General features: G+C 43.7%; 13 protein-coding genes. 12 read left to right on the top strand and 1 reads right to left on the bottom strand.

Annotated elements, in window-relative coordinates; translation table 11 throughout:
- The first annotated feature begins 1 nt into the window (after position 1).
- Both lolD and ACTD55_RS07290 read left to right on the top strand, forming a co-directional pair.
- Positions 2 to 718, top strand: coding sequence for a lipoprotein-releasing ABC transporter ATP-binding protein LolD (gene lolD / locus ACTD55_RS07295; RefSeq protein ID WP_438863665.1), 717 nt, complete (start codon positions 2 to 4; stop codon positions 716 to 718).
- Positions 711 to 1,949, top strand: a complete 1,239-nt coding sequence (locus ACTD55_RS07290; RefSeq protein ID WP_438863664.1) for a lipoprotein-releasing ABC transporter permease subunit — start codon at positions 711 to 713, stop codon at positions 1,947 to 1,949. Before lolD ends, ACTD55_RS07290 begins: the two co-directional genes overlap by 8 nt.
- A gap of 1 nt (position 1,950) precedes the next feature.
- Here the strand turns inward: ACTD55_RS07290 and ACTD55_RS07285 are convergent, their stop codons facing one another.
- Entirely contained in the window at positions 1,951 to 2,478 is a 528-nt protein-coding gene (locus tag ACTD55_RS07285) for a DUF2062 domain-containing protein (RefSeq protein WP_438863663.1), read from the bottom strand.
- 331 nt (positions 2,479 to 2,809) lie between these two features.
- On the opposite strand from ACTD55_RS07285, the gene ACTD55_RS07280 reads away from it, so the two are divergent.
- The 10 genes from ACTD55_RS07280 to ACTD55_RS07235 form a co-directional block, all read left to right on the top strand.
- A complete protein-coding gene (locus ACTD55_RS07280) occupies positions 2,810 to 4,360 on the top strand; it encodes a methyl-accepting chemotaxis protein (RefSeq protein ID WP_438863662.1) in 1,551 nt (516 codons plus the stop codon).
- Positions 4,361 to 4,390: 30 nt separating this feature from the next.
- Positions 4,391 to 6,652, top strand: coding sequence for a DNA internalization-related competence protein ComEC/Rec2 (locus tag ACTD55_RS07275; protein WP_438863661.1), 2,262 nt, complete (start codon positions 4,391 to 4,393; stop codon positions 6,650 to 6,652).
- Between the two features lie 164 nt (positions 6,653 to 6,816).
- Positions 6,817 to 8,565 carry a lipid A export permease/ATP-binding protein MsbA gene (gene msbA, locus ACTD55_RS07270; protein WP_438863660.1) on the top strand — a complete coding sequence of 583 codons (1,749 nt, stop codon included), beginning with the start codon at positions 6,817 to 6,819 and terminating at the stop codon, positions 8,563 to 8,565.
- Positions 8,565 to 9,551, top strand: coding sequence for a tetraacyldisaccharide 4'-kinase (gene lpxK, locus ACTD55_RS07265; protein ID WP_438863659.1), 987 nt, complete (start codon positions 8,565 to 8,567; stop codon positions 9,549 to 9,551). Before msbA ends, lpxK begins: the two co-directional genes overlap by 1 nt.
- Positions 9,538 to 9,735: a Trm112 family protein gene (locus ACTD55_RS07260; protein ID WP_438863658.1), complete on the top strand. Its 198-nt coding sequence runs from the start codon at positions 9,538 to 9,540 to the stop codon at positions 9,733 to 9,735. Before lpxK ends, ACTD55_RS07260 begins: the two co-directional genes overlap by 14 nt.
- Positions 9,736 to 9,737: 2 nt before the next feature.
- The gene (kdsB, locus tag ACTD55_RS07255; RefSeq protein ID WP_438863657.1) at positions 9,738 to 10,490 is read left to right on the top strand and encodes a 3-deoxy-manno-octulosonate cytidylyltransferase; all 753 of its coding nucleotides are present in this window, start codon (positions 9,738 to 9,740) and stop codon (positions 10,488 to 10,490) included.
- The gene (locus ACTD55_RS07250) at positions 10,490 to 11,152 is read left to right on the top strand and encodes an SDR family oxidoreductase (RefSeq protein WP_438863656.1); all 663 of its coding nucleotides are present in this window, start codon (positions 10,490 to 10,492) and stop codon (positions 11,150 to 11,152) included. Before kdsB ends, ACTD55_RS07250 begins: the two co-directional genes overlap by 1 nt.
- Positions 11,146 to 11,385, top strand: a complete 240-nt coding sequence (locus tag ACTD55_RS07245; protein WP_438863655.1) for a DUF6500 family protein — start codon at positions 11,146 to 11,148, stop codon at positions 11,383 to 11,385. Before ACTD55_RS07250 ends, ACTD55_RS07245 begins: the two co-directional genes overlap by 7 nt.
- Positions 11,386 to 11,395: 10 nt before the next feature.
- Positions 11,396 to 11,989, top strand: coding sequence for an HD domain-containing protein (locus ACTD55_RS07240; protein ID WP_438863654.1), 594 nt, complete (start codon positions 11,396 to 11,398; stop codon positions 11,987 to 11,989).
- A 53-nt stretch (positions 11,990 to 12,042) separates the two neighbouring features.
- On the top strand, positions 12,043 to 13,274 hold a 1,232-nt coding region (locus ACTD55_RS07235), incomplete at its 3' end, for a GNAT family N-acetyltransferase (protein ID WP_438863653.1).

Raw genomic sequence — 13,274 nt, 5'->3', positions numbered from 1 at the left:
GATGAGTAGTTTATTAGAATGTATTAATTTGTCTAAACAGTACCAAGAAGGCGAAAGTCAAATTGAGGTACTCAAACAGGTTAACTTTGAATTACAGGTCGGTCAGCAAGTGGCGATTTTAGGTAATTCAGGATCGGGCAAAAGTACCTTGTTGCATATTCTTGGTGCGCTGGATAATCCCACTAGCGGACAAGTATTGTTTAAGGGCGAAGATATTTTTAAGTTTAACCGTAAACAGCAGGCCGCTTTTCGCAACCGCCAGTTGGGTTTTGTCTATCAACTACATCATTTATTGCCTGAATTTTCTGCGCTGGAAAATGTGGCGATGCCTTTATTAATTGGTAAGTTGGATAAAAAATCCGCCACTACCCGTGCGACTGAAATATTGGATAGAGTCGGATTAAGTCATCGACTCAGCCATAAACCGTCGCAGCTATCTGGCGGTGAGCGCCAACGGGTGGCTTTTGCCAGAGCGCTGGTGACCAATCCGGCGATTGTATTAGCGGATGAACCCACGGGGAATCTGGATGACAAAACCGGTGAAACGATTTATCAGCTCATTGGCGAATTACGTCAGGATTTTAATACCAGTTTTGTGGTGGTGACCCACGATAGGCAACTTGCGGCCAAGCTTGATACTGTATGGGAGTTGACCAGTGGAACGCTTCGACAACAAGTTAGTTCGCGCTCTGAGACGGCAGTTGTAACGAATGTTTAACCTTAGTTGGCAGTTGGCTTGGCGGTTCCGCCGCGATAAACATCAAAATGGTTTTATCTCGTTTATTTCAGCGTCATCCACCTTAGGTATCGCGATGGGCTGTTTTACCCTTATTTTGATCTTATCGGTTATGAATGGTTTTGAACGTGCACTGGAAGATGAATTATTAAATGTTATCCCCCATGGAGAGATTACGGCCGCATCCAGTCAGGGATTAGAAAACTGGCAAGCTATTCAACAGCAACTCAGTCATGATCCCCAGTTGGTGTTCTCACAACCGGTGATTAACATTACCGGCTTGTTGCAACAAGGCAAGAAAATGAAGGCGGTAGAAGTCACCGCAGTGGACCCGCGCATCTATGCCGATAGCCCGATTTTTAAAGCGATAGATGTGCCAGATTGGCCTGCATTTGCCAGCAAGCCGCATAGCATTATGTTAGGTGCTGGTATTATGCGTGAACTGGGAGTGAGCATTGGGGATAAGGTGCAACTTTTATTACCGCAATTTAGTCAGGGAAATCAGCTTAAAGCGCCAAAAAGTCAATGGCTTGAGGTGGCTGGCGCGCTCTCGATAGGCGGTGAACTGGATAAGCATATTGCCTTAATGCATTTGACTCATGCACAAGGAATTGTGAACGTGACGACTGGTGCCCAAGGTTTACAATTTTATTTCCGAGATCCATTCTCGGCACCGCAAAAAACACGCGACATAGGTTATAGCCTTGCGCAGCATGTGTATATTTCTGATTGGACCCGCACCCAAGGTCACCTTTATCAGGATATTATCCTGGTACGCTGGGTGGTCTATGTGGTTTTGACCCTCGTGATCGGAGTCGCCTGTTTTAATATTGTTTCAGCCCAAATGATGGCCGTGGCAGAAAAGCAGGCGGAAATTGCCATGCTTAAAACGATGGGAGCGGAGAATAGTCTAATTATTCGCACCTTCGTATTGCAGGGCGGCTTGAATGGCTTGGTGGGAACATTGGCAGGAGCTTTTTTTGGCGTACTCTGCGCGCTTAATGTGAGCGCCATCGCATTGTTTATTGAGCGTATAACCGGTACACGCTTTTTATCCGGTGATATTTATTTTATTGATTTTTTACCGTCGGAATTACATTGGCAAGATGTATGGATCACAATTGCTATTGCATTGAGCTTAAGTTTAGTTGCCACCGTATGGCCTGCGCTTAGAGCCGCTAAAATACAACCTGCTCAGGTATTAGGCCATTAGTTTAGGCTGATGGCTGTTGGCGTTGTAATTTACGTTGCTGCCAGGCTCTTGACACCGAACAGCGCCATACCAAATGCAAGCCGAAATAGGCGAGTAAGCCAAAAAATACCGCACAGACACCACAACCAACCAAAAATGCAGGGCCGATGGTTTCTACGCTTTGCACAACCCATTGCCAACTTAATTGAAAATGAAATTCATTCGCCGGGGTATTTAAAATCCAGGCTCCGACCAAATACGCGCCGTAAAATATCGGCGGCATGGTAAATGGGTTAGTGATCCAGACTGTTGCAACCGATAAAGGCAGGTTCACTCGCAATGGAATGGCGACTGCGGCAGATAACCACATTTGAAACGGAACGGGCCAGAACGCGAAAAAAACACCGATACCAAACGCTCCTGCTGCTGAGCGTCGATTAAGGTGCCATAAATTTGCGTCATGCAATAAGGTGCCAAATAACGCGATAAACTTGTTTTGTTTTATCGTCTGATGGTCAGGTATAAAACGTTTAATCAGTTTTTTAGGCATATATTCCTACATCAATATGGTATGTCAGTCTTATTATGGATATGTCCATCATGAAACATCGGGTTTGCAAATTTATGACCTTGAGATCACTTGCGCCACTAAACAAACTGTTTGATATGCCGCTATATCGGTTAAGTAAACCTTGCTGAAGGTTCGAACAGAAAGGCAATTCTAGGTCATTGACCTTCTGCTTGGCAATAAGCAATCTTGCCAATTCCCGTAGTTCATGTACTGAAGTTGATCATTTTAATTAAAACAAGTTAGGCCGAGATAAGTTAAGATCGACTCAAAATCGGATTTTAACCGGACTAGGTCACGAGGAATATAATAAATGCGTAAAAATGCAACGGTGATAGACCAAGAAGTAACGTTCGCAGAAAAAGAAGAATTAATAAGCATTACTGACACCCGTGGTGTGATTCAGTATGTTAATGATAATTTCGTTAAAGTCAGTGGGTTTGCACGGGACGAACTACTTAATAAAAATCATAACATTGTGCGTCATCCGGATATGCCAGCACTGGCCTATAAAGATCTGTGGACGAACCTCAAACAGGGAAAACCTTGGCGTGGTGTCGTCAAAAACCGGTGTAAAGATGGACGTTATTATTGGGTCGACGCTTTTGTTACACCTGTTTATCGGAATGGGTCGATTGTTGGTTATCAATCAGTTAGAGGTAAATTAAGCCCCGCGTTAAGACAGCGTGCCATCCCAATTTATCAAGCGTTACTAGCCAATAAAACCGGTGTGTTAAATGAAATGACGGTAAGCCAAAAATGGCTAATTATGCTGGCATTAGTTGTTACTGTCGCCGTTGCTTCTGGCTTAACGATCGGTTGGTTAAGCTTGATACCTATTCTGTTAACTAGCTTAATTGTGTTTGGAGTATTTAGTACTGAATTATTTAGTCTGGCGTCTAGTACTCAAAAACTGCAGTCCAAATATGACAGCATCAGTCGTTATATTTACTCGGGTAAAGGGGCGGTGTCTATTTTTGATTTTGGGATTAAAATTGCGTTAGCCAAGATTAAAACTATTTTGGGAATGACCGGTTCGCAGGGGCAAACATTACAGAAACTGGCGACCGAAATGCGCGAGTCCTCTAATTCAGCCAAGCTCAATCTCGAACATCAAACTTCTGAAGTGCAGCAAATTACGACGGCAATTAATGAGATGATTACCACCTCACAAGATATTGCTAGAAATACTGCGAATACTTCTGAAACCGTTAATCAAACGCGGGATAAATGTGCCGAGACTAAAGGATTAATTACCAATAGCACCAATAAAATTCAGGCCTTAGCTGATACCGTTCAACAGGCGGCAGATTCGGCCAATAGACTGGTAAGCGAAGCGGAAAAAGTCGGTGCCACTATGAGTGAAATTGAAGCGATTGCCGAACAGACCAATTTGCTCGCGCTAAATGCTGCCATTGAAGCAGCACGTGCTGGTGAACAAGGGCGGGGGTTTGCAGTGGTGGCAGATGAGGTAAGAGCGTTATCTTCGCGTACCCAGCAATCTACGACTAATATACATAAGAACCTCGCAGGCATGCATCAGACCATTCAAGAGTGGGTCAATGTGATGCAGGATAGTAAAGGACAGGCGGAGAGTTGTGTCGTCAATGCTGAGGAATCTGCAGTCGCCATTAATGATATTCTCAATTTAATGAATGAAGTTACCGAGAATACGTTACAAATTGCGACGGCTACTGAAGAACAGGAAAATGTTTGTGATGAAATTGGTCGCAATATAGAACGGATCACTGAAGTGTCGGAGCAAACTTTTTTAAGTGCCGAAAAAGTCGATGTGATTGCAGTGGAGTTGAGTGGAGAAGTCGATAAACTTGCCTCATTATCCAAGACCTTTGAGGAATCATAACCCTACATTTAACGATTAAGGTTAGGCTGTGTGAATACATGGATTGTATTTTTTCTACTCGGCTGTTTTAGTGCATTATGCTGGTCAACATTACCTTCAGCCGCGGTACTGTGTATCGCGGCTTTTGTGTGCTTAATCAGTGTTAAATATAATCGTTTAGCGTTATCGGGCTTGTTAGCCGGCGTCATCTGGCTCGCTTTAGTGGGCTATTGGCAACTATCCTGGCAGTTACCGTCCAGCTTGGTTAAACAATCGGTCTGGGTCGAAGGGCAGATCACCACGGTGGTGTTACCGGCTAATCCGATTCGCTTTAACCTGCTGGTAACTCGTTTCAATCACCAGCCGCTGGACTTCAATGCGCCTTCATTGCGATTAAGCTGGAATGAACCTGCGTTTTTGCTACAACAAGGGCAAAAAGTAAAATTACGGGTAAAGCTAAAACCCGCCCATGGTTTAGCCAATGATGCACGCTTCAATTATCAACAATGGTTATTGGCTAATCATATTCGGGCCACCGGTTACGTCATTAATAAAGCGGACAATCAGATTCTGCAGCCATCTGTGAGTTGGCGACAGGAACTACTGAATGAATTTGTCCAATTACCTCTGCAAAATACTCGTTGGCTGGCCGCCTTAACCTTGGGCTACCGTGGATTACTGGAACCAGATGACTGGCAACTGGCACAACGCACCGGTATTGCTCATTTAATTGCTATTTCAGGTTTACATCTTGGGATTGTTAGCGCATTGAGTTACTGGCTGTTTAGTCAGCTGTTGGGGCGCTTTTGTCCACAACAAATTAATGTGCATCATGCCAGTATTCTTATCGCGCTATGCAGCGCTTTTGGTTATTCATTTCTGGCCGGATTTAGCTTACCTACCCTACGTGCGTGGTTGATGCTGTTAATGGTGTCAATCTTAGTAGTGCGCTACCAATACTGGCGTCCCAGCCGTATTTGGTTAAGTTGCCTATTGATCTTCATGCTGCTTATGCCGCTGAGTATGTTGTCAGTCAGCTTTTGGTTGAGTTTTATGGCCGTGATGATTATCGGTCTGCTTTTTTGGCGCTGGCCAGTGGTTAAACAGTCTAAAACCGCTCAAAGGGCAATTACATTCAAACAGTCCTTAACAGTAATGGTGCGGGTACAAATGGTGTTATGTTTGATGATGTTACCCATGGTTGCTTGGCAATTTGGGCTGATGTCCTTTGTTGCCCCCTTTGTTAATCTGCTGGCCGTACCGGTGGTGACATTATTATTGGTGCCCTTATGTTTAGTTGGACTGCTAGCGTTTAGTGTTAGCAGCAATGTGGCGATGTGGATTTTTTCCATTGCCGATTGGTTAGCATCTTATTGTATAACAGCGTTGGAGTGGGTGAGTCAGCTCCATGGTGTGGCAATAAGTTTGATGGATATTGGTGTGATGGCATGGCTGTGTTTAAGTGTGTTTATTGTACAAATTTGCTTGCCACCACTTCCCATGAAAAAAGTCTTAAGTAGCTTGTTGTTATTACCTCTACTGTCACATTTTATCGATACTAATAAACCCGACTGGCGAGTGGATGTCTTGGATGTAGGGCAGGGATTATCTGTGATTGTACAGGCTCAACAGAATGCATTCGTGTATGACGTTGGGCCGGCCTATCCAAGTGGATTCAACATGGCAGATGCTGTGTTACTACCGGTATTGCAAAAACGCGGGATTCAGAGCTTGGATTGGGTGTTTATTTCTCATCATGATATGGATCATATAGGCAGTCTTGCGTCGCTATCTGCACAGATACCTATTCGTCAAAAGCTTTCCAATCACGACCAATGTCAGCAAGGCTGGCAGCAACAATGGCATGGATTAAGATTAAAAGTACTCTGGCCACCCGCTGATTTTAGCGGCAATGAAAATAACCGTTCCTGTGTGTTGATGATCAGTGACGGGCTGCATAAGGTGTTGTTGGCAGGCGATATAGAACAACTGGCCGAACAGCATTTAGTCACAAAATCATCCAATGATTCATTACAGGCTGATATTTTAATTGTTCCCCATCATGGGAGCAAAACGTCATCGTCACCGGCATTTATTGACGCTGTTAATCCTCAATTAGTGGTATTCAGTCAAGGTTATTTGAATCGTTGGCACTTTCCGGACAAACAGGTGGTTGCTCGTTACCAGCAAAGTGCAGCCACAATTTATTCAACGTCAGAAAACGGACAAACCAGCTTTATCTTTTCACCAGAAAACATAGCCACCTTGACCTACCGACAGGACGTATACCCATATTGGTATGCGAATAATTAGGATATAGCTGGGTTAGTCAAAAGGTCGGATGGTGATTCAATTTTTTGCTGTCTGAAACAGCGGGGCATTTTGTCTGGTAGATAAAAATTAAAATATCTTATTGATAGTTGGGTAATTTTGCTGGCAACGTTACAATAGGCGAATCGAACTCAAATAGTATAACTATGACTGAAACTCTCAACCGCACTCAAACCTTTCGTCGTTTTCGCCGATATTTAAGCGATTTTAAACTGGCGTTTCTGGTTTCTGCCATTGGCATGATAGGTTATGCCTTACTGGATGCCCTTGTTATTGCCCAACTTAAACCCTTAATTGATGATAGTTTGGGGGGCGGAGATTACGATTTTTTACGCATGGCAGCCTGGTTTGTAGTGCCGATCTTCATTTTGCGTGGCCTGTTCAATTTTATGGGAACGTACACCCTAGGTTGGATTGGTAACAAAGTGGTGATGAATCTTCGTCAGCAACTTTTCCAGCATTACCTTTATTTGCCGGTTTCTTTCCACGATAAAAATGCACCGGGCAATCTTATTTCCAAAGTAATTTACGACACCGAACAAGTAGCCAATGCGGCGGGCAAGGCCATGGCAACCATGGTACGTGAAGGTGCGTTTGTGGTGGGTTTACTTATTGCTATGTTTTATTACTCATGGCAATTGTCGTTGATCTTTTTGCTAATCGGGCCGGTCGTAGCCGTTATTGTCTCGGTGGTAAGTAAACGTTTTCGTGAAGTCAGTCGCAGCATCCAGCAAGCGATGGGAAGTTTAACGACCAATGTTGAGCAGGTTATTAAAGGCCATAAAGTCGTTTTGATGTTTGGTGGTCAAGATAAAGAAGTAGAGAAGTTTACTCGGCGTAATAACTATAACCGTCAACAAATTATGAAATTGTTGGTGGCACAAATTTTAAGCGTGAGCTCTATTCAAATTATTGCCTCCATAGCTTTGGCTGCGGTGTTATACATCGCCAGTGTGCCGCAGATGGTGGAACATCTAACTCCCGGTATATTTACTCAAGTGGTAGTAAATATGATCATGTTACTTAAGCCGCTTAAACAGTTAACGACCATTAATAGCGATTTCCAGCGCGGTATGGCGGCTTGTAGCAGCGTATTTGAAGTAATTGATCAGAAAGTGGAACAGGACACCGGACAACAACGGCTGGTGCGTTCGCAAGGAAATATTGAGTTTAATCATGTCACATTTTGCTATCCGGGTAAGGAGCAAGATGCCCTGAAGGATATTTCCTTTAGTGTAAAACAGGGAGAATCCTTAGCGTTAGTGGGCCGTTCGGGCAGTGGCAAGTCCACCATATCCAGTTTATTGACGCGTTTTTACCAAGCACAGCAAGGTGAGGTTTTACTCGATGGTATCAATATCGAGGCATTAAAACTGAAAGATTTACGTAAACAATTTGCTTTGGTTTCGCAGCAGGTAACCTTATTCAGTGACAGTATTGCCAATAATATTGCCTATGGTGCCGAGAATGTCTCCACTGAACAAATTTTGGCCGCTGCTAAAACCGCTCATGTCATGGAGTTTGTTGATGATATGCCGCAAGGGTTGGACACCCAGATAGGCGAGAACGGCTTAATGTTATCCGGTGGACAGCGGCAACGTATTGCGATTGCACGAGCCATTTTAACCGATGCACCAATATTGATTTTGGATGAGGCGACGTCCGCGCTGGATACCGAGTCAGAGCGTTTAATTCAGGATGCCTTAGAAAAGCTGCAGCAGGACAGAACCAGTATTGTGATTGCTCATCGCCTTTCTACGATTGAAAAGGCTGACCAAATCTTAGTGATCGAACAAGGTCAAATTATCGAGCAAGGTAATCATCACCAATTAATTGATAATGATGGCCCTTATGCATCATTACACAAGATGCAGTTTGTTGAAGGTCATCATTAATGAGTTGGTTGGAACGCGCCTGGTATAGTAAAAATCCAATAGTGTGGTTGTTGTGGCCATTAACGGCATTATTTTGGGCAATATCGACGTTGCGTAAAAAAGCCTATCAGCGCGGTATATTCAAATCTGTCAAGCTTCCGGTACCGGTTATTGTGGTGGGCAATATAAGTGTTGGAGGCACCGGAAAAACGCCATTGGTTATACGGTTAGTGGAAATTCTTCGTCAGGAAGGTTATCACCCGGGAGTGCTAAGTCGAGGCTATGGCGGCAAAGGTATTGATTATCCGCAATTGGTGCAAACAGAGAGTTCTGCCGCGGAAGTTGGCGATGAACCAGTATTAATGCGTCAACACATTCGTTGTCCTTTGGTTGTTGATCCAAATCGGGTACGAGGGGGGCAATATTTGCTGGAGCAGCACCGTTGCGATGTGATTATTTGTGATGATGGCTTACAACATTATGCGCTTGATCGTGATATCGAATTGGTGGTAATGGATGGCCAGCGACGCTTGGGGAATCGTTATTTGTTGCCGATGGGCCCCTTGCGTGAAGGTGCAGAACGAATGAATAGCGTGGATTTTGTGGTGGTGAACGGTGGAATGGTCCGAAAAGGCGATTTTTTAATGTCTCTTGAATCCGGGCGGTTGGTTAATCTTCAACAGGCGAATAAAAGCTTGCCGATCAGTGAGTTACAACAACAGCCTGTGACAGCGATAGCGGCAATTGGTAACCCCCAACGTTTTTTTGATTTGCTTAAGTCTAAACAGGTTAATTTAGCCCAATGTTTAGTCTTTGCCGATCACCATCGTTTTAAACCTAAAGACATTCCGGCAGGGACGGTTTTAATGACTGAAAAAGATGCAGTAAAGTGCCGTGAGTTTGCCCAGCAAAATTGGTGGTATCTGCCGGTCAGTGCTAAATTAACCGAAGAATTTCGACAACTATTTCTTAAAAAAGTGAAGGCGGTAAAAAATGGCGTTCGATAAAGCCTTATTAACAATTTTGGCTTGTCCTTTATGCAAAGGTAAGTTGATTTTAAACAAAGATAATCAAGAACTGGTTTGCCGTTTTGACAAGTTAGCTTATCCAGTCAGGGAAAATATTCCGATTTTATTGGAAAATGAAAGTCGTGAATTAACCAGTGATGAGCTTGAAGAAATTAAAGGTTGAAGATGAAATTTACCGTCATTATTCCTGCCCGTTACGCTTCCAGCCGATTTCCGGGCAAGCCGTTGGCCGATATCAATGGAATGCCGATGATCCAGCACGTTTACCAACGAGCATTGGAAGCCGGAGCAAGTCAGGTCATCGTTGCTACTGATGATCAGCGTATTGCCGATGTGGTAGAACAGTTTGGTGGCCAAGTGTGCATGACCAGTAATCAACATGAGTCGGGAACGGAACGTTTAGCCGAAGTAGTGAGTAAACTTAATCTGCAAAGTGATCACGTGGTGGTTAATGTTCAGGGGGATGAACCCTTTATACCGGCAGTGAATATTCAACAGGTCGCTGAAAATTTACATCACTTTACTCAAGCTGAAATGGCTACATTGGCTGTGAAGATTACCGATGTGGAAGAAGCCTTTAATCCTAATGTGGTTAAAGTGGTCACCGATAAACAAGGATATGCCTTGTATTTCAGTCGCTCTACCATCCCTTATGATCGCAGCCGCTTTATGGATGAAGACGTGATTGATGAAATTGGTGATTATTATCTGCGTCACATTGGTATTTACGCATATAAAGCCGAGTTTATTAAGCAGTACGTCAATATGCAGCCATCGGGACTTGAGCAAATTGAGTCATTGGAACAATTACGGGTGTTATGGCACGGCGAAAAAATTCATGTGGATATTGCTAGGCAGGTACCGCCAACGGGAGTGGATACCCCCGCTGATTTACAACGATTGATAAGGAATCAATAATGGCCAATGTATTAATTACTGGCGCAAACCGTGGAATAGGTTTGGCCTTAACCAAACAATTGAGTCAGCGAGGAGATAAAGTGTGGGCTGTATGTCGGCATTCATCCGGTGAGTTGGATAAATCCGCAGCGACGATAATTGACGGGGTTAATATGGCCGAGCCTTTGACCTACGACAAAATCAGTTCAGCCTTATCCAAACAAAAAATTGATTTACTTATCAATAATGCGGGTGTGTTGGGAACTGAAACCTTGTCAGATATGGACGCCAACCGGATCATGTACCAGTTTCAGGTTAATTCATTAGCGCCCATTCTCTTTACCCAGACGTTACTGCCTTGTTTAGCGGAAAAGGCCAAAGTTGCCATGATTACCAGTCGTATGGGGTCAATGACGGACAATGCGTCCGGTGGCTATTATGGTTATCGTATGTCAAAAGCCGCACTTAATGCGGGCGCCGTATCACTGGCAAAAGATTTAAAAGCACAGGGTATTGCTGTGGCCATTTTACATCCCGGGTTTGTCCAAACCGATATGGTGGGGGGAGCCGGAGATATCACCGCTGAAGTGGCCGCGCAGCAATTAATTAGTCGCATCGATGAATTAAATCTGCAAACATCCGGTCAATTCCAGCATGCTAATGGTGAATCCCTCCCTTGGTAGTTTTACCGAACGGTTTTGAACGTGACTTACGAGCTAAAATTATACGCATCTGTGAGCAGAAAATAGCCGCTAAAGGCGCTAATGTGGGATTGTCTTTTTATGCTTTTTTCGCCAACAAAAATGATGATCCTGACACTCTTATGCAAGTTGCAACATGGTGGATAAAAACTCATCAACTGGATCATTTTGAAAAAGCCTCGAAGATCAAATCCCTAGTAGAAACGATGGAGTAATGAAATCGTCATGCAATCACTCACCCAACAATTGTCGTTTATTCGCGAGTTAGACAAACTTAAGGCTATCCGTCGTAAAGCGTTAGTTCAATGCGACAATAATCGGTTTGAAAATAGTGCTGAACATAGCTGGCATATTGCGTTGATGGCTCAAGTACTTAAGGATTACGCTGAGCAACCGGTAGATATAAACCGAGTGGTTAGCATGTTGCTGATCCATGATATTGTTGAAATCGATGCGGGGGATACCTTCGCATTTGCCTCGCAACAGGAGCTGGATGCTCAGCAAGCCATAGAACGTCAAGCGGCCGAAAGAATATTTGGCTTATTGCCAGAAGAACAATACCAACAAATGTTACAGTTATGGCTGGAATTTGAACAAGCAACCAGCGCGGATGCCCGCTTTGCCAAAGCCATGGATCGCGTGCTACCGCTGTTGCAAAACGTGGTTAATCAAGGTGGTAGTTGGGCCCAACACACCGTGCTCAAGTCACAAGTATTACAGCGTAATGATTACCTGCAACAGTTAGCCCCGAAGCTATGGAATTATGTGCTAGAACAGGTTGATATGGCAGTGGCTAAAGGTTGGTTAATTGACCAATAAAATTGCGGTGTTGATATAGTGCACCTTAACTTATAACAGGATAACGATTTTTTATGTCAGTTGAAAAAGCTCGTATCGAAATTTGTAATTTATCTAAAGTTCAATATCCACAAATTAAATCATTGATGGATGATACCTACACCGAATTAGGCGGAGCTTGGCCTGTACATACTATTTCTCACTTGATTGACGAATTTCCTGAAGGCCAGATAGGTATTCTGGATGGTGGGGAGCTGGTGGGCATTGCACTGAGTGTTCAAGTGGATTATGCACGATTCTCTAACCCTCATACCTATGACGATATTGTTGATAGCAATAATAATGTTAATAGCGATGCAGATGGCGATGCCTTATATGGTCTGGATGTGGTAATAAAAAGCAGCCACCGTGGATTACGTTTGGGCAGACGTTTGTATGATGCCCGCAAAGAACTCTGCCGCCAGTATAATTTACGCGCTATTCTGGCCGGCGGGCGGATTCCAAAATATCATAATTACAAGTCTGAAATGACACCCATGGAATATATTGCTCAGGTGGATCAAAAAGCTATTTACGATCCTATTTTGAGCTTTCAGTTAGCCAACGATTTTCAGGTGAAACGATTACTGAAAAAATACTTACCGGAAGATCAGGAATCCGTTGGTTATGCCACTTTGCTGGAATGGAATAACATTTTATATGAGCCTACCGGTAAAGTGCTTACCTCACCGAAAAGTGTGGTCAGGGTAGGGGCTGTGCAATGGCTAATGCGTGAAGTGGAGTCCGTCGAAGAATTGCTTGATCAAATCGAGTTTTTTGTTGATACGGTGTCTGACTATCAAAGTGACTTTATTGTTTTTCCCGAATTTTTTAACGCGCCATTGATGGGCTTGACCAATCAAGCCTCACAAACAGAGGCCATCCGTTACCTTGCCGAATATACCGATTTATTTCGCGAAAAAATGTCGCAAATGGCGATTGAATATAATGCCAATATTATTACCGGCTCGATGCCATTGAGTGAAGGTGACAAAGTCTATAACGTGTCCTATTTATGTCATCGCAGTGGTAAAATCGATGAACAGCGTAAAATCCATATTACTCCACACGAACAGAATGACTGGGTCATTCAGGGGGGAGACAAGCTATCTGTATTCGAAACGGATGCTGGTAAGGTCGGTATTTTAATCTGTTATGATGTGGAGTTTCCTGAACTGTCACGGATTTTGGCCGAGAAAGGGGTGGAAATATTATTTGTACCTTTCTGGACGGATACTAAAAATAGTTATTTGCGGGTGCGATTATG

This window comes from Neptunicella sp. (assembly GCF_048268085.1).
Taxonomy (GTDB): domain Bacteria; phylum Pseudomonadota; class Gammaproteobacteria; order Enterobacterales; family Alteromonadaceae; genus Neptunicella.
The sequence above is the reverse complement of the archived record's forward strand: the minus strand, read 5'-3'. Positions and strand labels throughout refer to the sequence as shown.